Origin of the sequence: Micromonospora sp. PLK6-60 (genome assembly GCF_019890675.1) — a bacterium.
In the GTDB taxonomy this organism is placed as follows: Bacteria; Actinomycetota; Actinomycetes; order Mycobacteriales; family Micromonosporaceae; genus Micromonospora.
The window spans coordinates 70,744-92,909 of the sequence record NZ_JAIOAA010000001.1 but is presented as its reverse complement, the minus strand read 5'-3'; the positions used below and the strand labels follow the sequence as shown (position 1 = coordinate 92,909).

Here is a 22,166-nt window from a genome sequence, read left to right as displayed (position 1 = left end):
CAGAATGAAAATCGTCTCGGTAGACACCCTGGTCGTCGACTTCTACCGCACCAATCTCGTCATCGTGCGTGTCCGGACCGACGAGGGCATCACCGGACTCGGCGAGGCCACCCTGGAAGGAAAGGAGCGGGCTGTCCTCGGGGCGGTGGCCGAGGTCGCCGAGGCGGTCGTGGGCCTCGACCCCACCGCGATCTCGAAGGTGCTCTACGAAATCACCCGGGACTGGTACTGGCGGGGCGGCCCGGTCATCATGACCGCCCTGAGCGCACTGGAGATGGCCCTGTGGGACATCTCGGCCCGGGACCTCGGGGTGCCGGTCTCCCGGCTGTTCGGGGGAGCGACCCGTGACCGGGTACGGGCGTACGCGAACGGCTGGTTCTCCGGCGCCGTCACGGCCGAGGACTACGCGGCCGCCGCCCGCCGGACCGTGCGCAGCGGCTTCCGCGGCCTCAAGTGGGATCCGTTCGAGAACTACGACCTGACGATCTCGACCGGGCAACTGGACCGGGTGCTCGCCCAGGTCGACGCCGTCCGCGCCGCCGTCGGACGTGAGGTCGAACTGTTCATCGAGGGGCACGGCCGGTTCGATGTCCGGCACGCCATCACGATCGCCAGAGAGCTCGCGCAGTTCGACCCGGTCTGGTTCGAGGAACCCTGCCCGCCGGACAACCTCGACGCCCTGGTCGACGTCCGTCGCGCCTCGCCCGTGCCGATCGCCGCCGGGGAAAGGTGGTACGGCCGGCAGGGCTTCGCGCCGGCACTCGCCCGGCAGGCGGTCGACTACGTCCAACCCGACGTGACACACGCCGGTGGGATCGCCGAGCTCGTCTTCATCTCGACGCTCGCCGCGACCAGCTACGTGGGCTTCGCACCGCACAATCCCAGCGGCCCGCTGAGTACGGCCGCGACCCTGCAGCTCGCGGCGACCCTGCCCAACTTCCGCTACCTGGAGATCATGGCGACCGACGTGCCCTGGCGGCCCGACATCACCAACGAACGGCTGGTCCTCACCGACGAGGGCGACGTGCTCGTGCCGGCCGGCGTCGGGCTGGGCATCGAGCTGGACCTGACCGCGATCGAGCAGCACCCGTTCACACCGCGCCCGCTGCGCATGTTCCGTGATGCCGTGTACGACATCCGCCCCCGGGACGAGCGGTCCTTCTTCAACCTGGGGAGCGGCGCATGACGGTGCTACAGCCCGCGGCGCCCACCGCCGGGGCCGACTGGTTCGGCACGGCCGCGGAGGCGTTGCCGCACGACGCCGACCACGGGCTGCTCATCGGACGGATCTGGGATCCGTCCGTCGACGGCCCGACCCCGGTGGTCGTCCGGGACGGTGACGTCATCGACGTCAGCCACCGGTTCCCCACCGTCCGCGACATCTGCGAGCTGTCCGATCCCGCCGACGCGGTGGCGCAGCTCGACGGCCCGCGGGTGGGCGACTTCGGGGAGCTGCTCGCCAACACCGGCGCGGCGACCCGCGACGTCGCCCGGCCCTGGCTGCTCGCCCCGGTCGACCTCCAGGCGCTGAAGGCCGCCGGCGTGACCTTCCCGGTGTCGCTGATCGAACGCGTCATCGAGGAGCGGGCCCGCGGTGACCTTGCGCTCGCGGCGGACATTCGCGGCCGGATGCTCGCCGACATCGGCGCCGACCTGCACAGCCTCGCCCCCGGCTCGGTCGAGGCCGAGCGGCTGAAGGCCCTGTTGGTCGCCGAGGGCATCTGGAGCCAGTACCTGGAGGTGGGGATCGGCCCGGACGCGGAGATCTTCACCAAGGGCCAGGTGCTCTCCGCCGTCGGCACCGCCGTCCCGGTCGGCGTGCTCGCGGCGTCCAGCTGGAACAACCCGGAACCGGAAGTGGCGCTCATCGTCTCGTCCACCGGCCGGATCGTCGGGGCCACCCTCGGCAACGACGTGAACCTGCGGGACGTCGAGGGCCGCTCCGCCCTCCTGCTCCCGCGGGCCAAGGACAACAACGCCTCGTGCGCCCTGGGGCCGCTGATCCGGCTCTTCGACAAGCGGTTCGGCCTGGACCAGGTGCGCACGGCCGAGGTGCGCCTGCAGGTCCGTGGCGTCGACGGTTTCCAGTTGGAGGCGGTCTCCGAGATGAGACGGATGTCGCGGGACCCGGAAGGGCTGGTGCGCCAACTGATCGGCCCGCATCACCACTACCCCGACGGCGCGGTGCTGATGCTCGGCACGATGTTCGCGCCCATCCAGGACCGGGACCGCCCCGGTGAGGGCTTCACCCACAAGGTCGACGACGTGGTGCGGATCAGCTGCCCCGCCCTCGGCACGCTGGTCAACCGCGTCCGGCACGCGGAGGAATGCGAGCCCTGGCGATTCGGGGTCCGCGATCTGATGGGAAACCTGGGAAGGAGGGGACTGTTGTGAACGTGGTCAGCACCGTCGACCCGCGCACCGGCGGGCGCCGGCCGACCGACCTCATCGAGACCGACGACTCGCGGCTGGCGGAGATCGCCGACCAGGCGTCCCGGGCGGCTCGGTGGCTGTCCGACCTGGGACGGCTCGGCCGCGCCGGGCTGCTCGACGCCATCGCCGATGCGCTGGAGGCCCGTCGCGGCCGGCTGATCGGGGCGGCGGATCCGGAGACCGGGCTGGGCCGGCCACGGCTCGACCAGGAACTCACCCGCGCGGCGGCCCAGTTCCGGATGTTCCGGGACGTGCTGCGCGACGGCGGGTACGTCGAGGCCGCCATCGACCACGCCACCGACACGCCACTCGGGCGGGGGCCGGACGTGCGGCGCATGCTCGTCCCACTGGGGCCGGTCGCCGTCTTCGGGGCCAGCAACTTCCCGTTCGCCTTCTCCGTCGCCGGTGGTGACACCGCCGCCGCGCTGGCCGCCGGGTGTCCCGTCGTGGTGAAGGCCCACCCGTCACATCCACTCACCTCGCACGCCTCCGCCGGGGCGATCGGGGCAGCGGTGCGCGACCTGGGCGGGCCCGACGGCGTCATCGAGATCGTGTACGGGCAGCAGGCGGGCCTGGCGCTGGTCCGGCATCCCGCCATCCGCGGGGCAGCCCTCACCGGGTCGATCGGCGCGGCCCGGGCCATCCAGGCCGCCATCGACGAGCGCCCCGATCCCATTCCCTTCTACGGCGAACTGAGCAGCGTCAACCCCCTCGTCGTGCTGCCCGCGGCGGCCGCCGGCCGGGGCGACCAGATCGCCGAGGGGCTGTTCGCCTCCTTCACCGGCTCGGGCGGGCAGTTGTGCACCAAGCCCGGGCTGGCGTTCGTCCCGGCCGATCCCGGTGGCGACCGTCTCGTCGAGGCGTTGCGCGGGCGGGTCGCCTCGGCCGGTGGCGCGGTCCTGCTCAACCAGAACGTCCGGGACGCGTTCCTGGCCCGAGCGGCCGCGATCGAGCGGGCCGGCGCGCACGTCTCGGCGCGTGCGCAGGTCCCGTCCGGGGACGGTTTCACCGTCGCACCGACACTCGTGGAGACCAGCCTGCCGGGCCTGCCCGCCGAGCTCACCGAGGAGTGCTTCGGCCCGCTGCTGGTGGTGGTCCGGTACCACGAGGTCGCCGAGCTCGACGCGGCCCTGCCGGCCGTGCCGCCGTCGCTCACCGCCTCCGTCCACACCGGGCCGGGGGAGGAGACCGCCGAGGTCAGCCGGCTGGTCGAGCTGCTCGGCGCCCGCTCGGGTCGGGTCGTCTTCGACGGCTATCCCACCGGCGTACGCGTCTCGTGGGCCCAGCACCACGGCGGCCCCTGGCCGTCGACCAACACCGTGCACACCTCCGTGGGTGCCACCGCCATCCGTCGTTTCCTCCGCCCGTTGGCCTGGCAGGACGCTCCGGCGTGGATCCTGCCCGAGGAGCTGCGAGACGAATTCACGGACATTCCCCGGCGAGTCGACGGGAGGTTCGAACCAGCAGTGCAACCCGTGCGGCATTAGCCGATACGACCGGAACAGAAGAAACCGCCAGGGTCGCCTCACCCATTAACCATTGCGGTCGTGCGGTCGATGCGCGCTGCCTTGGTCGCGGAATAGCGAAATGGCTTCCACGCCAGTTCTTCTGGCGTCGTTCCAGGCTGGGAAAAAAGCGCATCACAGACTGTTTCTAACAGATTACGAAATCGTCTTGACCCGTCCGCTGGGACCATGGTTGGCTTCATTTCAAGCCGGCGATGTTAGCGCTCACATAGCTGCACCGCTCGGCATCGGTATCCGTTCACCTCCACCATCGAATTGTCGGCCAGACCGGTCGGTCCGGCCCGGCCGCATGCCCGAGAGGGAGCAGGAACATGCCCGTTGCACGTCCCCGTCTCTTGCTGACGCCGCCGACCCGGCGGCTGGCGCTCGCGCTGCTGACGGCGGTCACCGTCGCGGCCGGCGCGCTCGCGGCCCCCGCGGCGTCGGCCGCCCAGGCCGAGCCCCTCGGCCCCACCGTCACCCGCACCGACCAGCCGCCGACCGGATACTCGGTCACCTTCCGGTACCAGGCGCCCGACACCGTCCAGCAGGTCCACATCTACGGTGACTGGTGGTACTCCGACCCGGCGAACATCCCGTGCCAGGACTGCGGCGACGCCCGTCCGCCCGCCGAGTGGCAGCCGGGCGACGTCGCGGCCACCCCGTGGCACACCCAGGCCATGCAGAAGGGCGCGGACGGCGTGTGGACGTTCACCACGCCGCTGCCCGCCGGCACCTTCCGTTACGCCTTCACCCACGACTGCACCAACGAGCTCGCCACCGGCTGCACGCTCCACGACGACCCGGCCAACCGGTGGCAGATCCAGCCGCAGTACCCGGGCGCGCCCGGCGCGGTGCGCAGCACGATCTACGTCCCGGAGAGCAGGAAGTTCCCGACGTACGACACCGGCTACCAGGCGCCGGTGGCCAGGATGGGCACGTTGGAGTCGCGGCGGTACACCTCGCCGCTGTCGACCAACCCGCGGGGCGTGCACGACATCGTCGTCTACACCCCGTACGGCTACGACCCCAACCGGGCCACGCCGTACCCGACGCTGTACCTCAGCCACGGCGGTGGTGACCACTCGACCGCCTGGACGATGCAGGGCGTCGCCCACCTCATCCTGGAGAACGCGATCCAGGACGGCGTCGTGCAGCCGATGGTGATCGTGTCCACCGACTTCAACGGTCTGCCCGGGGGCAACGAGGGCTACGTCAACGAACTGCGGAACAACGTCTTCCCGTTCGTCGAGGAGAACTACAACGTCTCCGCTCGCCCCGAGGACCGCGCGTTCGCCGGCTTCTCCGCCGGCGGCAGCCGGGCCTACACGATCATGTACAACCACACCAGCCTGTTCGGCTACCACGCCGCCTGGAGCGCGGGCGGACCGAACGCCACCCAGGCCCAGATCGACCGCATGAAGGCGGTGGCCGGCGGCATCATGATCGGCACCGGGCTCCAGGACCGCCTGGGCAACATCGCCGACGCCTCGCAACGCAACGCCGCGGCGCTGCGGGCCGCCGGTGTCGAACTGGACGAGTTCAACGTGCCCGGCGTACACACCTGGCACGTCTGGCGTCCGCTGCTGAACCACTACCTGCGGACCCTGGTGTTCCGCGCCACCACGACCGGGCTCGACGTCGAGGCCGAGCCGGCGGGCGCGTCCCACAACACCAAGGTCACCGCGACGGCAACGCTGGCCACGGTCAGCACCAGCGTCGCCGACCCCTCCGGCAAGGTCGACTTCTACACCGGCGACACGTACCTCGGATCGGCGCCGATCATCGGCGGGATCGCCCGGCTGAAGACCGTCGTCCACGGCCCGCTCGACACGCCGGTCGTCGCCCGCTACGAGGGTGACCGCCTCTTCAACGGCTCACAGAGCGCGGCGGTCGACGCCCGATAGGGTCCGGCCCGCACCGCCGCCGACCGTTCCGAAACCGCGGCCGCTCACCCCTGACGATCGTCGGGAGTGAGCGGCCGCGGCACGCCGCGGTGCTGGTCCACGCCGGTCAGTCGCGCAGCAGCGGCAGGAGCTGGTCGCCCTGCCGCCTGATCTCCGGCAGGTACGGCGTGTCGGAGAGGACGAAGTGGGTGACGCCCAGCGCCTGGTACCGGCGCAGCGACCTCGCCACGTCCGCGGCGGAGCCGACCAGCCAGGTGGTGCCCGCCCCGCCGCCGCCGAAGCGGCCGGGCGTGGTGTAGAGGTTGTCGTCGAGCACCTCGCCGCGGGCGGCGAGGTCGAGCAGGCGCCGCTGGCCGACGGCGGCCCGCCAGTTCCGGTCCGGCGCGGCGCCGCCCCGGCCCTTCGCCAGCTCCGCCACCTTGGCCTCGGCGTCGGCCCAGGCCTGTTCGGTGGTGTCCCGTACCAGCGTGGTGACCCGCAGGCCGAACTCCAGCGGGGCGTGCTCGCGGCCCAGCTTCTCGCCGAGCTGCCGGAGCCGTTCGATCCGTTCGGCCACCCCGTCGAGCGGCTCGCCCCAGAAAAGCTGGACGTCGGCCTCGGTGGCGGCCACCTCCTCGGCGGCGGGGGAGGCGCCGCCGAAGTAGAGCCGGGGGTGCCGGCGCGCGCCGCGTACGACCGGCCGCAGCGCCACCGTGGAGCCGGTGACGGTGAAGTGCTCGCCCCGGTAGGTGACGTTCTCCTCGGTCCACAGCTGGCGCACGATCCGGAGGAACTCCCGGGTACGGGCGTAGCGGTGGGCCTGGTCGCCGTCCCCGTCGCCGTACGCGGCGAGGTTGTCCTTGCCGGACACGATGTTGACAAGTACCCGGCCCCCGGTGAGGTGGTCGAGGGTGGCGGCGGCCGAGGCGAAGTTGGCGGGCCGCCAGTAGCCGGGCCGGATCGCGATCAGCGGCTGGAACGTGGTGGTCCGGGCGGCCAGCGCGGCGGCCACCGTGAAGGTGTCCGGCCGGCCCCAACCGGTGCCGATGAGCGCGCCACCCCAGCCGTGCTCCTCCACGGCCGTCGCGTGGCTGGTGAGGGTCCGCAGGCTGTTGTGGTCCGCGGTGACGTCGTCGCCCCGGTGACCGGGCTGGACCTGGTTCGGGATGTACCAGAGGAACTCGGCGCCCATCAGCGGCGGCCTTTCTGCTCGGGGAGTGCGGTGGGGTCGCGGGGGTGGCCCGCGGGGCGCCGGGGTCGCCGGTCGCCCCGCGGGCCGGGCCGGGGTCAGCCGAACAGCCGCGCCGCGTTGCGGACGGTGTGGGCGGCGACGTCCCGGCCGAGCCGCACCCCCACCTCGTCCGCCGTCCGGGTGTGGATGCCGGACCACACCCGGGCGTCGACGTTCTCCCGGGTGGGACGTCGCCAGTCGGTGTAGGTGCGGGTGGCACCCGGCTGGGTGGGGCTGGTGATGGTGTACGGCGCGCGGGCCCGCGCGCCGACCAGCGCGGTGAGCACCTCCTCGGCCGCGCCGGAGTAGGTGTTGTGCCCGCTGGGGTAGTCGGGGTGCGCGGGGGTGTCGTGCAGCGGCGTCCACCCGGGGTCGCCCTCGGCGCGGATCGCGGTGACCGGCCGCCACCGCAGGTGGGCGTACTTCGCGTCGGAGGTGGCGATCTGGGTGTCGACGAGGGCGACGTGGAAGACGGCCACCAGGCTCGCCCGCCACGCGGTCGTCCGGCTGGACTGGGCGAGCGCGGCGCGCAGGATTCCGGTGTAGAGGGTCAGCGAGGAGCCCAGCCAGAACGTCGCCGTGTCGGTCTGCTGCGCCGTGCGTACCGTGCTGCCGGCCGCGCCGTACGCCCGACCTCGGCGAGGTCGGCCCGGTAGCGCGGCGACCCCGGCGCGGGCGGCGGCCCGGGCCGGTACCGGTCGGCGCGGTCGAGCAGGAACGGGGTGGCGAACCGGGTGCCGGCCTGCTGGGCGGCGGTGAAGGCCGGCGGGGTGGGCTGCCAGACGCCCGGTGCCGGCTCCGGGGCGGGGTAGGGCGGGTTGACGGCGGCCGGATCGAGCCCGTCGTCGGCCCGCCGGTCCAGCAGCGCCCGCGCTTCCCGCTGCCCGGCGGCCACCGCGCGGTCCTTGGCACGTCCGTCGGGGATCCGGTCGAGCGTGGCGCGCAGCGTCGCGTCGAGCGTGGGCGCGCTCTGCGGCAGCAGGGCGCTGAGCGCGGTGTGCACGGCCGAGGCGAGCGCGGCGTCCTGGGCGGGGCCGGCGGCGGGGGTGGTGCGGGCCGCCCGGGCCGCGGCGAGCCAGCTGATCGCCCAGGCGCGGCTGTTCGTCACCTGTGGCCGGGTGCCGGTGGCGACGGCCGCCGCGGTGGCGTCGTACCACTCGAGGGTGGTGTCGGGCGGCGCGGCGGCGGCCGGCGCGGCCACCGACAGGGCGGCGGCCAGCGCGGCGGCGGCGATGCCGGCCGCGCCCCGGCGCCAACTCCGAATCGTCGGCAGAGTCATGGCGTGGGCATTCCTTTCGGGGGCTCGGTGGGTCGGCGGCCCGGGACGGGCCGCCGGGTCGGGCGGGGATGTCGTCGCGGGGTCGGCCCGGTCACCCGATCCGGGCCGGCCGGGGGGCGACGGCGGTGGCGTGTCGGTCGGCCCACTGCGTGGCGATCTCGTCGGCGTCGGCCAGCCGCGACTCCAGCACGGCCAGCGGCGGGGCCGGCACCTGCGCGCCCAGCTCGACCAGCACGTCGCGCAGGGCCGCCGCCGCCGCGTCGGCGTGCGGCGGCGCGGCGGCCACGGCCACCGGCACCGCCGTCACCTCGGCCAGCTCCCGGTGCCCGAACTGGTCCAGGAAGACCTTCAACAGCCCGGTGAAGCTGCCCTTGTATGCCGGTGTCGCGACCACCAGCAGCCGCGCCGAGCGGACCGCCGTGAACGGGTCGGGGCCGGACCTCGCCCCGTACGCCGGCTCCGGTCCGAACGAGACGCCCACGATCTCCGCCAGCTCCAGCACCTGGACGGGGCCGGGTGGCCCGCCGAGGCGGTCCAGCAGCGCCGCGGTGACGGCCTCGGCGACGCCCCGGGTGCGCGAGCCGGCGCGCGGGTTGCCGACCAGCACCACGACCTCCGGGGTCGGCGCCGCGCCGCCGGTCACGAGGCCACCCCGGCCGGTTGGGCCGACCCGCCGCGCCGCCGGTGTGCCGGATCGGCCAGCGACGGGGGCTGGTAGCCGGCGTCGGCGGGGTTGAGGGTGGTGCCGGGCGCGACGATGGCGTCGATCTGGTCCAGCACGTCCCGGGACAGCGTCACCTTGGCGGCGCCGAGCTGCGACTCCAGGTGCGCCAGGGTGCGCGGCCCGATGATCGCCGAGGTGACCGCCGGGTGTTCCAGGACGAACGCGATCGCCAGGTGGATCAGCGACAGGCCGGCCTCGTCGGCGAGCGCGGCCAGCGCGTCGACGGCGGCCAGCTTGGCGGCGTTGGCCGGCACGCGCGGGTCGAACCGGGCCGGGAAGCGGTCGGCCCGGCGGGAGATGGGGGCGGTGAGCCCCGCGTGGTAGCGGCCGGAGAGCCAACCGCCGGCCAGCGGGCTCCACGGCAGGACCGCCAGCCCGTACCGCTGGGCCACCGGCAGCACCTCCCGCTCGACGCCGCGGGCCAGGATCGAGTACGGCGGCTGCTCGCTGACCACCCGCTCCCGGCCGCGCCGCTGCGCGATCCACTGGCCCTCCACGATGGCCGACGGCTCGAAGGTGGAGGTGCCGAGGTAGCGGACCTTGCCCTGGCGGACCAGGTCGGTGAGGGCGCCCAGGGTTTCGTCGAAGTCGGTGTCCGGCTCGGGCCGGTGCACCTGGTACAGGTCGATCCAGTCGGTACGCAGCCGGCGCAGGCTGTGCTCCACCGCCTGGGTGATCCAGCGGCGGGAGTTGCCCCGGTGCTGCGGGTTGTCGCCGACCTGACCGTGGAACTTGGTGGCGAGGAAGACGTCGTCGCGCCGCCCGCCGTCGAGGGCCTTGCCGACGATCTCCTCCGACTCGCCGTGCGAGTAGACGTCAGCGGTGTCGATGGCGGTGATGCCCTCGTCCAGCGCCCGGTGGATGATCCGGATGCCGTCGGAGTGGTCCGGGTTGCCCCGCTGACCGAAGTTCATCGCGCCCAGGGTCAGCGGGCTGATGCGGACGCCGGTGCGGCCGAAGGGCCGGTGGTCGACCATGAGATCTCCTCGTCGAAGGTCAGCGGGTGGCGGCGAGCTGCCGGGCGAACTGGTTGGCCGGGCGGGGCAGCCCGTAGTGGTCGCGCAGGGTCGTCCCGGTGTACTCGGTGCGGAACAGGCCCCGCCGTTGCAGGACGGGCACCACGTGGTCGACGAACGCCTCCAGCCCGGACGGCAGTACCGGCGGCATGATGTTGAAGCCGTCCGCCGCGCCGCTGCGGTACCACTCCTCGATGGCGTCGGCGACCTGCTCCGGGGTGCCGGCGAAGGTGCGGTGCCCCCGCCCGCCGCCGAGCCGGCCGATCAACTGACGTACGGTCAGCCGTTCCCGCCGGGCCAGCGTGACGATCAGCGTGTAGCGGCTCTTGGCGCCCTCGATCTCGTCCTCGGCGGGCAGGTCGGCGGGGAGTTCCCGGTCCAGGTCGAGGTCCTCCGGCGCGACCCGCAGCGTGGTGGCGAGCTGCTGCCGGGCGTACTCGGGCTTGATCAGCCGGTCCAGCTCGTCCTCCAGCGCGCGGGCCTCGGCCTCGGTGGCGCCGATCGCCGGCACGATGCCGGGCAGGATCTTGATGCCGTCCGGGTCGCGGCCCGCCCGGGCGGCCCGCTGCTTGAGGTCGCGGTAGAACGCCTGCGCCTCGGCGAGGGTCTGCTGGGCGGTGAAGACGGCCTCGGCGTAGCGGGCGGCCAGCTCCTTGCCGTCCTCCGACGACCCGGCCTGCACCAGCAGCGGGTAGCCCTGCGGCGAGCGGGGGACGTTGAGCGGTCCGGCCACCCGGAAGTGCCGCCCGACGTGCCCGGGGGGATAGAGCAGGTCGTCGTCGCCCCACCGGCCGGCCGCCTTGTCGCCCAGCGGCGCGGCGTCGTCCCAGCTGTCCCAGAGCTTGCGCGACACCTCGACGAACTCGGCCGCCCGCTCGTAGCGGTCCCGGTGGGCGGGCAGTTCGTCCAGGTTGAAGTTGCGGGCCGCCTGCTCCCCGGCGGTGGTGACGATGTTCCAGCCGGCCCGGCCGCCGCTGACGTGGTCGAGCGAGGCGAACCGGCGGGCCAGGTTGAACGGCTCGTTGTACGTCGTCGAGGCGGTCCCGATCAGACCGATGCGGCTGGTCGCCCCGGCCAGGGCGGTGAGCAGCACGGTCGGTTCGAGCGTGCCGCCCGGCCGCCGGCCGATGCTGTTCCACAGCACCGGGCTGTCGGCGAGGAAGAGCGAGTCGAGCTTGCCGCGCTCGGCGACCCGGGCCAGGTGGACGAAGTGCGCGACGTCGGTCTGCGCGAACGGGTCGCTCTCCGGCAGCCGCCAGGCCGACTCGTGGTGGCCGACGCCCATCAGGAACGCGTTGAGGTGCAGCATGGTCATCCTTCCGTCGGGTCGACGCCGAGCGCCCGCAGCAGGGACTCCCGGTGGGCGAGGAACGCCGGTTGCCGGTACGACCGGGGCGCCGGCAGGTCGATGGACAGGTCCACCGCGATGCGGCCGGCGTCGAGCAGCAGCACCCGGTCGGCGAGGGTGATCGCCTCGTCCACGTCGTGCGTGACCAGCAGCACCGCCGGCCGGTGCCGATCGCACAGCCGGCGCAGCAGGTCGTGCATGCGTAGCCGGGTCAGCGCGTCCAGCGCGCCGAACGGCTCGTCGGCCAGCAGCAGCTCCGGTTCGGACACCAGGGCCCGGGCCAGCGCCACCCGCTGTTGTTCACCGCCGGACAGCTCGCTCGGCCAGGCCCGGTCCCGGCCGGCGAGCCCCACCTCGGCCAGGGCCGCCCGGCCGCGTTCGGCGGCGTCCGGACCGCGCAGGCCGAGCACGACGTTGTCCAGCACCCGCTGCCACGGCAGCAGCCGGGCGTCCTGGAACACCACCGAGGAGTTCGCCGGCACGTCGACCAGGCCCGAGCCGGTCACCTCGCCGTCCAGCCCGGCGAGCGCCCGCAGCAGGGTGCTCTTGCCCGAACCGCTGCGCCCCAGCAGCGCCACGAACTCGCCCGCGCCGATGGTCAGGTCGAGGCCGTCCAGGACGGTGCGGTCACCGAACCCGCGGGCCAGGTCCCGCACCCGTACCGGGCGGGTGGCGGTCAGTCCGCCAGCGTGCGTCGCCACGACAACGCCCTCCTCTGCACGAGTCGTACGGCGCCGTCGGAGAGCAACCCGAGCAGTCCGTACAGCACCAGCCCGACGATGATCACGTCGGTCTGGCCGTACTGGCGGGCGAGATCCATCATGTAGCCGATGCCGCTCGTCGAGTTGATCTGCTCGACCACCACCAGGGCCAGCCAGGCGCCGACCACGGCGAACCGCATGCCCAGCAGGAAGCCGGGCAGCGCGCCGGGCAGCACGATCCGGCGCAGGAACGCCGTGCGCCGCAGCCGCAGCGACTCGCCCAGCTCGACGTACCGGCTGTCGATGCTGCGCAGCCCGTTGTGGGTGTGGATGTAGACGGGCACGAAGACGCCCAGCGCGATGGTGGTGACCTTCATCTGTTCACCGATGCCGAGCCACAGGATCAGCAGCGGCACCAGCGCCAGCGCCGGGACGGCCCGTTTGATCTGGATCGGACCGTCGACGACGGCCTCACCCCACCGGCTCAAGCCGGCGACCACCGCCAGCACCGTGCCGATGACGGTGCCGATGCCCAGGCCCAGGGCGGCCCGCTGGGCCGAGACGGCCAGGTTCGCCGGCAGCCGGCCGTCCGCGATGAGGTCACCCGCCGTCGTCACCACGGTCCACGGCGCCGAGAGGGTACGCGGGTCGAGCCAGCCGGTCGCCGAGCCGAGCGCCCAGACCGCCAACAGCAGCAGCGGGCCGATCGCCGCCCCGAACGGGATGGGGCGTCCGGGTCGCAGCCGACGGCGTGGCCGGTTGGCCGGTTCCGCCGCCGCCGTGCGGGGGCGGGTGAGCACCGAGGCGGTCATCGGGCGACCCCCTTGGCGAGCGCGTCCGCGGCGACGGACTCGTAGCGCCGGTCGTACAGGTCCTCGGCCTTCAGCGGCTTGTTGCCGGTCTCCTCGGCCAGCAGGTCGATGGTCTCCTGGTGCCGGCCGATGGCCTCGGTCCAGCTGGCCGGGATGTCGGAGACCCCGGCGTTGTCCACCAGCCACCGGCCGTCGTCGGCGCTGAGGCCCTGGTCCTTGACGTAGTACCGCTCGATCCACTCCTGCGGGTTGGCCTCCCGCCACCGCCAGGCCCGCGCCCACGCCTGCACGTACTCCCGGATCGCGGCCGCCTTGCCCGGGTCGCCCAGCACGCTGACCGGCGCGTACAGGTGGCCGGGGTCGTCGCGCAGGCCGTGCGCGATGGTGTGGGCGCCGTCCCGCGCGTACTTGGCCTCGTACCGCTTGACCTGCACGCCCCCGATCGGGGCGACCTCGACCTGGCGGCTGGCGAGCGCGGTCGGGTAGACGTCGCCGGTGCTGGCCAGCTCGATCAGCGTGACGTCCTTCTTGGTCAGCCCGGCCTTGCGCAGCACCCGCAGCACCAGCGCGCCCTGCGCCTGTCCCGGGCTGTACGCGATCTTCTTGCCGCGCAGGTCGGCGAGGCTGCCAACCGCGACGCCGGGCGCGACGCCGAGCCGGTAGATGGCGTGGTGCAGCGGGTCCTGGCGGAACTTCGACGCGACGATCTTGGTGGGGATGCCCGTCCAGTGGGAGTGGATCGGCGGGATGTCCGCCACCGAGCCGAGGTCGAGGGCGTCGGCCCGGAACGCCTCCAGGGTCTGCGGACCGCCGCTGATGTTGGCGAACTCCACCTGGAAGGAGAACTTCTCCACCTCGCCGGAGAACTCGAGCGCCTTCTGGTGCTCCTTGTCGCCCACCACGAGCCGGGTGCCCTTCGGCACGGACTCGGGCAGCGGCGCGCCGGCGGCCAGTACCGTGCTCGGCGTCTTCTCGCCGGCGCAGCCGGTCAGGCCCAGCGCGACCGCGCCGAGGGTGGCGGACAGCAGTGACCGGCGATCGATGTGGGGTGCGGACTTCACTTACGACTCCTTCGTGGATGGCTGCAGGGCGGCGTAGCGCCCCATGTGGTAGAGCAGGGGGGCGCCCTCGCCGTAGCGGCCGGTGAGCGGTTCGGCCAGCACGATGGCGTGGTCGCCGGCGAGCACCCGTTCGGTGACCCGGCACAGCAGCCAGGCGACCGGCTCGTCCAGCAACGGCACCCCGTACGGGCCGGGCCGCCAGCCGGGGTGCGCGGCGAACCGGTCGATGCCGCTGGTCGCGAACGTCCGGGCGACCTCCCGCTGCGCCTCGCCGAGCAGGTGCACCCCGACGTGCTCCGCGCCGGCCACGGTCGGCCAGCTCGACGACGACCGGGCCAGGCAGAACGACACCAGCGGCGGGCGCAGCGACACCGACGTGAACGACGTCGCGGTGAACCCCACCGGCGGGTCGCCGGCGGCGGTGACCACCGCGACCGACGCGGCCTGCCGGCGCAGCAGGGCGCGGAACAGGTCGGGGTCGACCCGGGTGGGTGATTCGTCGATGACGGTCATGACGTTCCTCCTGATCGAGAACGACGGGGGTGCGCCGGCTCCCCGCGCGGGGGACGCGCGGCGGCGACGTGCGGCCGTTGATCGGGGTGCGGGCGCGCCGCGGCTCGTCGTCGAGCCGGTGGCGCGGCGGCAGGGAGAAGTCAGGCGTGCGCGTTCAGCGGCAGCAGCCGCGCGCGGTGGTCCAGCCACGGCAGCAACCCCGGGACACGGCGACCGTGGTGCCGTCGAGGGAGGTGGCCTGGCTGATCATGGCTATCAACCTAACCCATAATCCCTACAGGCTAAATAGGAATTCGGATGCTGGGACGGTGGGCCGGCCCACGACCGCGAACGGGCGACGAGAAGCCCCCGGGAGCACCGGCCGCCCGGCGATCGCTGGCCGAGCTGGCGGCGCTGGAACATCCCGCGCCACCACCGCGGCGGCCCGCGCCCATCGGCTGGCGCAGGAGTGCGACGCCGCCGGCGCCCCGGCCCTGGCCGCCGCCGCGCGACCAACCGCACGGAACCCGCCACCCTGCCGCGCCTCACGTGATCCGGCGAGGGTCCCCGGTGCCGCCCCGGGCTCACTATCCTGTGCGGATGATCGGCACCAGGGCACGTGCGGCGGTGGCGGTCCTCGCGGTCGGGGCGGCGCTGGCCGGCTGCGACACCGGGGGAGCGGACCGACCGCCGGCCGACGCGAGGCCCTCGGCCACCACGACGCCGGGCGCCGCGACGACGGCGCACGTCGGAGCGACGCCGAGCGCCACCGGCTCGGCCACCGGCCCGCCGGCCGAGCTGCGCCTGGCCTTCGCCGGGGACGTGCACTTCACGGGCCGGACGCGGCGCCTGCTCGACGACCCGCCGACGGCGTTCGGCCCCATCACGTCGGTGCTCCGCGACGCCGACCTCACCCTGGTCAACCTTGAGACCGCGGTGACCAGCGGCGGCACCGCGCAGCCCAAGCGCTACCAGTTCCGGGCGCCGAAGGCCGCGTACCCGGCGCTGCGGGCCGCGGGGATCGACGCCGTGTCGCTGGCCAACAACCACACCCTCGACTACGGCCGGGTGGGGCTGCTGGACACCCTCGACGCGGCGGCGGCGGCGAACGTCCCGGTGTTCGGCGCGGGGCGCACCGCCGACGCGGCGTACGCGCCGTGGCTGACCACCGTCCGGGGTGTGCGGGTCGCGGTGCTCGGCATGTCGCAGGTGCACGAGCTGGCCGCGCAGTGGAAGGCGACGGACACCCGGCCGGGCATCGCGATGGCCTTCGACACCGACCGGGCCGTCGCCGCCGTGCGGGCGGCCCGTGACCGGGCCGACCTGGTGATCGTCTTCATGCACTGGGGGATCGAGGGCAACCCCTGCCCGACCGGGGAGATGACGTCCTTCGCCCGCCGGCTGGCCGGGGCCGGCGCGGACATCGTGGTCGGCGCCCACGCGCACACCCTGCTCGGCGACGGCTGGCAGGGCCGGACCTACGTGCACTACGGCCTCGGCAACTTCCTCTGGTACGCCGGCTCGCGCAGCACCGACTCCGGGGTGCTGCGGCTGACCGTGCGCGGGCGGGCGGTGACCCGCACCGAGTTCCTGCCGGCGACCGTCTCGGGCAGCGGGCAGCCGGTGCTCGTCTCCGGCGCGGCCCGGGACCGGATCGAGGAGCGGGTCGCCACGGCACGCCGGTGCACCGGCCTCGCGCCGAAGCGGCCCTGACCCGCGCGGACCGACGACGGCGGTCCGCCCGCATGTCGGCGGCAGTGTCGGCGTCGGCCCGTGCCGGTGCGGCGGTCAGCCGATGCGGACCCGCACCGGTTCGCCGTCCGGCGCCCGCACGGTCAGCGTGGCGCGCCCGTCGGCGACGCTGACCGCACCCCGGTCGGCGCGTACCGGCCGGTCGGTGGCGAAGACCGCGACGTCCTCGGTCTGGGTCGGCCGCAGCAGCACCTCCGCGCCGGCGCGGGCGACCAGCTCGCAACTGCTCTCCAGCAGCGTGGCCGGCCCGACCCGGACGCCGGCCGGCAGCATCAGCCCGGCGCGGGCACCGATCCGCAGCCGCCGGCCGGACAGCACCGGCCGGTCCCGGTGCCACAGCCCGAACTCGACCGCCGACGGGGCGACGTTGACCAGGTGCAGCAGCCGCTGGCCGGCGCGGTCCACGGTGGAGGTGAGCACCAGCCCGGCACGGTCCGCGTCGTGTCGCAGCCGGGGGCGTACGCCGAGCCGGCGCAGCGCCGCGCGCCAGAAGTCCAGGTGGCACGGGTAGCCGGCGGCGATCACCACGGCCCGGCCGGCGCCCACGGTCACCTCGACGCCGCACGGCCGGCCGGAGCCGACCTCGGTCAGCAGCCGTTCGCCGTCCCCGGCGAGCAGTTGGGCGTAGCCGACCCGGACCTCGGCGGGGCCGGCCGCCCAGCCCCGACCGACCACCGACGGGAAGTAGTGCGGCCCGCTCTCCCGCCAGCCGTCGGGCCGTAGCCCGAGCGCGTCGGCCAGCAGGGTGCACCGCGTGCCGGCGTGGTCGCGGACGGGCAGTGGGCCGTGCAGCAGCAGCCGGCCGCCGGCGTGCAGCCGGTCGACCAGCCGTCGCTGGACGTCCCGGCCGAGGGTGGGCGCGCTGGCCAGCACCAGCACCGGCGGCCCGCCGTCCGGCCCCTGCGCCGCGCCGTCCCACCCCTGCGCCCCGGTGTCCGCCTGCGGTGCCCGGCCCTCCGGCGTCACGGCCGCGCCGCCCGACGGCGCCGCCAGGAGCACCGCGGGGAACGAGTAGCCGGCCAGCAGCAGCGCGCGGGCCAGCACGTCCCGCGCGCCCATGCCCCGGAACCGTTCCAGCTCGGCGACCTGCGCCGTCCGGCTGGCCGACGCCGGATGGTGGTACTCGGTCAGGTAGTGGTCGGGCACGAAACCGAGGGCGAACCCGTCGTGTTCCTCGTCGCCGTCGGCGAGCAGGTCCGCCGCCCCGCGTACGGCGTGCAGGGCCCGCCGGGTGGCGGCGTACGTCGGGTTGAGTCGTCCCTCCGGGCCGACCGGGGCGGCGAAGCCGTGCCGCTCGCCGGTGAACGCGATCCGGTCGTTGCCGTCGCCGACCGGCTCGGCCAGCGGCGGGTTGTGGCCGCCGGCGAACAGGTAGAGGTTGAGCAGCCGGTTGCCCTGCGCCACGCAGAGCCGCGTCTTCAGCTCGACCGCCTCCGGCGGAAGCAGCCTCGACAGGTCCTCGTCGTAGTCGCCGTCGCCCGCCTCAAACTCCAGGCAGGTCAGCGGTTGGTCGCTGTCCTGGGTGGCGGCGAGGAAGGCGTTGGCCACGTACAGGTCGGCGACGTTGCCGACGGTCAGGTCGCCGAGGTAGTGGTCGGAGCCGGCGGTGAGCTGCGGCTGGCCGTGCCAGGACGCCATGAGCTGGCTGATCCCGATCGGGAAGGTGCGCCCCCGCCCCTGGTCGGTGCCGTGCACGTTGACCAGGAACGGCACGCCGGTCACCCCGTGCCGTTCGGCGCTCGCGCGCAGCGCCGCCACGTACCGGCGGTAGCGGTCGCGCGAGTAGCGGCCGAGGTCGTCGTGCAGTGCCAGGGAGTGCTCCTCGGCCGGGCCGCGCAGCGCGGCCGCCCAGGCCGGCGGGTCGGCCGGGTCGGCGCCGACCCGCGCCGCGGCGACCTCGGCGCCGTACCGCTGGACGGCCCACCGGGCCAGGTCGGCGCAGAGCCCGTCGGTGAGGTCGGGGGAGTTGGTCACCCAGGAGAGCATCCCGATCTCGTTGTCCAGTTGCACCGCCACCACCGGGCCGCCGCGCGGCGCGAGGCGGGCCGCGATCACGGGCATCACCTGGGCGTACCAGCCGTCGGCGGCGGCGAGGAACTCCGGGGCCAGGTAGTCGAGGGTGCGGGTGCGCACCGGCGCGCCGTCCCAGCTGACCGGGAGCAGGTGCGGGTGCGCGTCGTACACCCGGTGCGGGATGCCCTCGTTCTTCAGCTCGGCCATCACGAACGGCCCGGGGCGCACCACCGCGCGCAGCCCACGCCGGTGCGCCAGGTCGAGGAAGCCGGCCAGGTCACGCTGTTCGTGGGTACGCCCGGTCAGGTCGACGGAGCCGTCCGGCAGCTCGTGCCAGAGCCACGGCACGTAGGTGGCGACGGTGTCCGCGCCGCAGTCGCGGAGCCGGTCGAGCCGGTCCGCCCAGTCGGCGCGGGCGAGGCGGAAGTAGTGCACCTCGCCGGCGAGCAGCAGCTCGGGCCGGCCGTCGACGAGGATCCGGCGGTCCCGCAGCAGCACGTCTGTCATCGGGGCGCGACTCCTTGAAGTTTGTGGATCTGAGGCTTGTGAACTACGTCTCTGCTGCCTATCGTCGCTGTAACCGGTTTCTGTTTCCCGCACGTTACGGATCGAGGGAGCGATGAGCAACAGCCGCATGACGGTCCGCGAGATCGCGCGAATCGCCGGCGTCTCCGTGGCCACCGTCTCCCGGGTCTCCAACGGCACCGGGCAGGTCTCCGAGGAGATGCGCCGCCGGGTCCTGGAGGCGATCGAGAAGCACGGCTACCGTCCCGACCACCTCGGCCGGGCCCTGGCCGCCGGCCGGCACGGCGCCCTCGGCCTGGTCTTCCCCGGCCTCTCCGGCCCCTACTTCACCGAACTCATCCAGGGCTTCGAGTCCGAGGCCGGGCCGTCGCGGGCCAGCGTGCACATCCTCTGCACGCACCTGCGCTCCGACTCCGACGCCCAGGTGCTGGAAATGGGCCGCCGGGTCGACGGCGTGGCCGTCATCGGCGGCACCGTCTCCGATGACGCGCTGCTCCGCCTCGCCGCGCGGGTCCCGGTGGTGGTGATCGCGGGCCCGGGACCGGGCGACATCGCCTCGGTACGCGCCGAGAACCCCGGCAGCATGGCGGCGCTCACCCGGCACCTGCTCGCCGACCACGGACTGCGGGACCTGGTCTTCGTCGGCAACCCGGAGGGCTCGCCCGACGTCAGCGAGCGGTGGGCCGGCTTCCGGCAGGCCCACCGCGACCTGGGCGTCACCCCGCCGGCCGAACCCGTCGCCGTCGGCCTGCAGCAGGCCGACGGGGTGCTCGTCGCGCAGCGGCTGCTGGTCGGCGGCGAGCCGCTGCCCGGCGGGGTGGTCTGCGCCAACGACGAGACCGCCCTCGGCGTGCTGGTCGGCGCGCTCGGCCGGGGCCTGCGGGTGCCGCAGGACCTCGTCATCACCGGCTTCGACGACGTGCCGACCAGCGCCCTGGTCACCCCGGCCCTCACCACCGTCCGGCAACCCGTACGCGAACTGGCCGCCGAGGCGGCCCGGCTGCTGCTGACCGCCGCCGGCCGGCCCGACGACACCCCGCACGGCAGCCTCGTGCTGCCCACCGAGCTCGTCCTGCGCGGCAGCTGCGGCTGCCCGGCGCCGAGCCCGGGCACCGCCCGATGACCACCACGGCAAGACCCCTAAACCCAGGAGGTACGAGATGAGAAGCACGCGGTTGGCCACCGCGGCCACGCTGGTCCTGGCCGCGTCGGTCGCGCTGGCCGGTTGCGGCCGCGACTCCGGCGGCGGCCAGGACGAGGCGAAGTCCGTCGGCGGCGGCAAGGCGAGCGGAGAGATCACCGTCTGGGCGATGGGCGCCGAGGGCGAGAAGCTCGGCGAGTTCGCCAAGGAGTTCTCCACCGAGAACCCCGACGCGAAGGTCACCGTGACGGCGGTGCCGTGGGACGCGGCGCACCAGAAGCTCGCCAGCGCCATCGCCGCCAAGCAGACCCCGGACGTGTCGATGATCGGCACCACCTGGCAGGGCGAGTTCGCCAAGACCGGCGCGCTCGACCCGACCCCACCGGATCTGATCAAGAAGGAGGACTTCTTCCCCGGCGCCTGGGACACCACCATCGTCGACGGCGCCTCGTACGGCGTCCCCTGGTACGTCGAGACCCGGCTGATCTTCTACCGCAAGGACCTGGCCGCCCGCGCCGGCTTCCCGGACGGCCCGAAGTCGTGGGACGACCTCAAGGCCATGGCCAAGGGCATGCAGGAGAAGGCCGGCGCCAAGTGGGGCATCAACCTCCAGCCGCCCACCAAGACCGGCAGCTGGCAGTCGGTCCTGCCGTTCGCCTGGTCCAACGGCGCGGAGGTGGCCAGCGCGGACAAGCTGACCTTCGACACGCCCGAGACGGCCGAGGCGCTCGGCTACTACCAGTCCTTCTTCACCGAGGGACTGGCCCCGACCGCGCTGCCGGAGGGCTCGCTGGAGCCCGGCTTCGTCAAGGGTGACATCGGCGCGTTCATCTCCGGCCCCTGGCACATGGGCATCGTCGAGGAGCAGGGCGGCGCCGGCTTCAAGGACAAGTACGCGGTCGCCCGGATGCCGATGAAGAAGTCGTCCACCTCGTTCATCGGCGGCAGCAGCCTCGCCGTGTTCAAGGACGCGAAGAACCGGGACGCCGGCTGGAAGTTCGTGCAGTGGCTGAGCAAGCCCGAGGTGCAGGTCAAGTGGTACCAGGCGGTCAAGGACCTGCCGGCCGTCCAGGCGGCCTGGGACGACCAGACGCTCTCCGGCGACACCTACCTGGCCACCTTCGGCGATCAGCTCACCAGCGCCAAGGCGCCGCCGGCGATCCCGACCTGGGAGCAGATCGCCTCCGTGGTCGACACCGAGATCGAGAAGCTGTGCAAGCAGAACGCCGACCCGGCCGCGACCGCGAAGGCGATCCAGGAACAGGCGAGCGCCATCGGGACCGGGAGCTGAGATGAGCAGCGCCTCCACGGCGCCGGCGCGGACGGCCGCGGCGACCAGCCCCGGCCGTCCCGCCCTCCCGGTGCGGCGGCAGCGCCTGCGGCAGGCGCTGACCGGCTGGCTGTTCTCCGCGCCGTTCACCGTCCTGTTCGTCGTGTTCATGGCGCTGCCCGTGGTGGTCTCGCTGGTCATGAGCTTCACCGACCTGCGCTCCACCGACCTGCGTAACCCGCTCGCCGTCAACTTCGTCGGCCTCGACAACTACACCCGGCTCTTCGCCGACCGGCTCTTCCTGCGCGCGGCGGTCAACACGCTCGGTTTCGTCGTCGTCGGGGTACCGCTGACCATGGTGCTGGCGCTGGCCGCCGCCAGCGCGCTCAACTCCGGACTCGTCCGCTTCCGGACGCTGTTCCGGGTCGGCTTCTATCTGCCGGTGGTGAGCAGCATCGTGGCGATCGCGGTGGTCTGGCGCTTCCTGCTCGACCCGGAGATCGGCCTGGTCAACAACCTGCTGCGGCTGGTCGGGATCGACGGGCCGAGCTGGCTCTACGACACCAACCTCGCGCTGCCGTCGCTGACCGTCATGGCGGCGTGGCGCAACTTCGGGTTCCTGATGGTGATCTTCCTGGCCGGGCTCCAGGCGGTGCCGGCCGACCTCTACGAGGCGGCCACGCTCGACGGCGCGACGCGCTGGCAGCAGTTCCGCAACGTCACCCTGCCGATGCTGCGCCCGACGCTGCTGTTCGGCGGGGTGGTCACCGGCATCGGTTTCCTCCAGCTCTTCGAGGAGCCGTTCGTGATGACGCAGGGCGGCCCGCTCTCCTCGACCCTGTCGGTCTCGTTCCACATCTACAACCAGTTCGGGTTCGGCAACTACGGCTACGCGGCGTCGGCCAGCTACGTGCTCTTCCTGGCGATCGTGGCGCTGTCCGCCGTGCAGTTCCGCCTGCTGCGGGAGAGGAGCTGAC

Annotated in this window: 19 protein-coding genes; 8 read left to right on the top strand and 11 right to left on the bottom strand. The window is 73.7% G+C overall.

Going from position 1 to position 22,166, the window contains the following annotated elements; all coding sequences use genetic code 11:
* The first annotated feature begins 4 nt into the window (after nt 1-4).
* The 4 genes from K7640_RS00340 (at nt 5) to K7640_RS00325 (ending at nt 5,845) form a co-directional block, all read left to right on the top strand.
* Nucleotides 5-1,186, top strand: a complete 1,182-nt coding sequence (locus K7640_RS00340) for a mandelate racemase/muconate lactonizing enzyme family protein (RefSeq protein ID WP_222952608.1) — start codon at nt 5-7, stop codon at nt 1,184-1,186.
* Nucleotides 1,183-2,394 (top strand): fumarylacetoacetate hydrolase family protein, encoded by a 1,212-nt coding sequence (locus K7640_RS00335; protein ID WP_222952607.1) that lies wholly within the window; start codon nt 1,183-1,185, stop codon nt 2,392-2,394. Before K7640_RS00340 ends, K7640_RS00335 begins: the two co-directional genes overlap by 4 nt.
* Nucleotides 2,391-3,920: an aldehyde dehydrogenase (NADP(+)) gene (locus K7640_RS00330; RefSeq protein WP_222952606.1), complete on the top strand. Its 1,530-nt coding sequence runs from the start codon at nt 2,391-2,393 to the stop codon at nt 3,918-3,920. The genes K7640_RS00335 and K7640_RS00330 overlap by 4 nt, the downstream gene beginning before the upstream one ends.
* A 350-nt stretch (nt 3,921-4,270) precedes the next feature.
* Nucleotides 4,271-5,845 carry an alpha/beta hydrolase-fold protein gene (locus K7640_RS00325; RefSeq protein ID WP_222952605.1) on the top strand — a complete coding sequence of 525 codons (1,575 nt, stop codon included), beginning with the start codon at nt 4,271-4,273 and terminating at the stop codon, nt 5,843-5,845.
* Nucleotides 5,846-5,951: 106 nt separating this feature from the next.
* Here K7640_RS00325 and K7640_RS00320 read toward each other — a convergent pair whose 3' ends face one another.
* From K7640_RS00320 to K7640_RS00280, 10 genes are all read right to left on the bottom strand, one after another.
* The gene (locus tag K7640_RS00320; protein WP_222952604.1) at nt 5,952-7,016 is read right to left on the bottom strand and encodes an LLM class flavin-dependent oxidoreductase; all 1,065 of its coding nucleotides are present in this window, start codon (nt 7,014-7,016) and stop codon (nt 5,952-5,954) included.
* A gap of 95 nt (nt 7,017-7,111) precedes the next feature.
* The gene (locus K7640_RS29830) at nt 7,112-7,534 is read right to left on the bottom strand and encodes a vanadium-dependent haloperoxidase (RefSeq protein WP_308042371.1); all 423 of its coding nucleotides are present in this window, start codon (nt 7,532-7,534) and stop codon (nt 7,112-7,114) included.
* Nucleotides 7,535-7,605: 71 nt separating this feature from the next.
* Nucleotides 7,606-8,334, bottom strand: a complete 729-nt coding sequence (locus K7640_RS29825; protein WP_255607691.1) for a hypothetical protein — start codon at nt 8,332-8,334, stop codon at nt 7,606-7,608.
* Nucleotides 8,335-8,425: 91 nt separating this feature from the next.
* Nucleotides 8,426-8,977, bottom strand: a complete 552-nt coding sequence (locus K7640_RS00310; RefSeq protein WP_222952603.1) for an NAD(P)H-dependent oxidoreductase — start codon at nt 8,975-8,977, stop codon at nt 8,426-8,428.
* Entirely contained in the window at nt 8,974-10,035 is a 1,062-nt protein-coding gene (locus K7640_RS00305; protein ID WP_222952602.1) for an aldo/keto reductase, read from the bottom strand. The genes K7640_RS00310 and K7640_RS00305 overlap by 4 nt, the downstream gene beginning before the upstream one ends.
* Nucleotides 10,036-10,054: 19 nt before the next feature.
* Nucleotides 10,055-11,383, bottom strand: a complete 1,329-nt coding sequence (locus tag K7640_RS00300; RefSeq protein ID WP_255607690.1) for an LLM class flavin-dependent oxidoreductase — start codon at nt 11,381-11,383, stop codon at nt 10,055-10,057.
* Nucleotides 11,384-11,385: 2 nt separating this feature from the next.
* Nucleotides 11,386-12,123, bottom strand: coding sequence for an ABC transporter ATP-binding protein (locus K7640_RS00295; protein WP_222952600.1), 738 nt, complete (start codon nt 12,121-12,123; stop codon nt 11,386-11,388).
* Nucleotides 12,099-12,935, bottom strand: coding sequence for an ABC transporter permease (locus tag K7640_RS00290; protein ID WP_222952599.1), 837 nt, complete (start codon nt 12,933-12,935; stop codon nt 12,099-12,101). The genes K7640_RS00295 and K7640_RS00290 overlap by 25 nt, the downstream gene beginning before the upstream one ends.
* Nucleotides 12,932-13,996 (bottom strand): ABC transporter substrate-binding protein, encoded by a 1,065-nt coding sequence (locus tag K7640_RS00285; RefSeq protein WP_222952598.1) that lies wholly within the window; start codon nt 13,994-13,996, stop codon nt 12,932-12,934. The genes K7640_RS00290 and K7640_RS00285 overlap by 4 nt, the downstream gene beginning before the upstream one ends.
* The gene (locus tag K7640_RS00280) at nt 13,997-14,509 is read right to left on the bottom strand and encodes a flavin reductase family protein (protein WP_222952597.1); all 513 of its coding nucleotides are present in this window, start codon (nt 14,507-14,509) and stop codon (nt 13,997-13,999) included.
* Nucleotides 14,510-15,088: 579 nt separating this feature from the next.
* Between K7640_RS00280 and K7640_RS00275 the strand changes: the two genes are divergently transcribed.
* Nucleotides 15,089-16,201 (top strand): CapA family protein, encoded by a 1,113-nt coding sequence (locus tag K7640_RS00275; RefSeq protein ID WP_222952596.1) that lies wholly within the window; start codon nt 15,089-15,091, stop codon nt 16,199-16,201.
* Between the two features lie 75 nt (nt 16,202-16,276).
* On the opposite strand, the gene K7640_RS00270 is transcribed toward K7640_RS00275, so the two are convergent.
* Nucleotides 16,277-18,760, bottom strand: a complete 2,484-nt coding sequence (locus K7640_RS00270; RefSeq protein WP_222952595.1) for a beta-galactosidase — start codon at nt 18,758-18,760, stop codon at nt 16,277-16,279.
* A gap of 112 nt (nt 18,761-18,872) precedes the next feature.
* On the opposite strand from K7640_RS00270, the gene K7640_RS00265 reads away from it, so the two are divergent.
* From K7640_RS00265 to K7640_RS00255, 3 genes are read left to right on the top strand one after another with little or no spacing between them, the layout of a single operon-like run.
* Nucleotides 18,873-19,901, top strand: coding sequence for a LacI family DNA-binding transcriptional regulator (locus K7640_RS00265; RefSeq protein ID WP_222952594.1), 1,029 nt, complete (start codon nt 18,873-18,875; stop codon nt 19,899-19,901).
* 37 nt (nt 19,902-19,938) lie between these two features.
* Nucleotides 19,939-21,210, top strand: a complete 1,272-nt coding sequence (locus tag K7640_RS00260; RefSeq protein ID WP_222952593.1) for a sugar ABC transporter substrate-binding protein — start codon at nt 19,939-19,941, stop codon at nt 21,208-21,210.
* A 1-nt stretch (nt 21,211) separates the two neighbouring features.
* Nucleotides 21,212-22,165 carry a carbohydrate ABC transporter permease gene (locus tag K7640_RS00255; RefSeq protein WP_222952592.1) on the top strand — a complete coding sequence of 318 codons (954 nt, stop codon included), beginning with the start codon at nt 21,212-21,214 and terminating at the stop codon, nt 22,163-22,165.
* Nucleotide 22,166 lies beyond the last annotated feature (1 nt).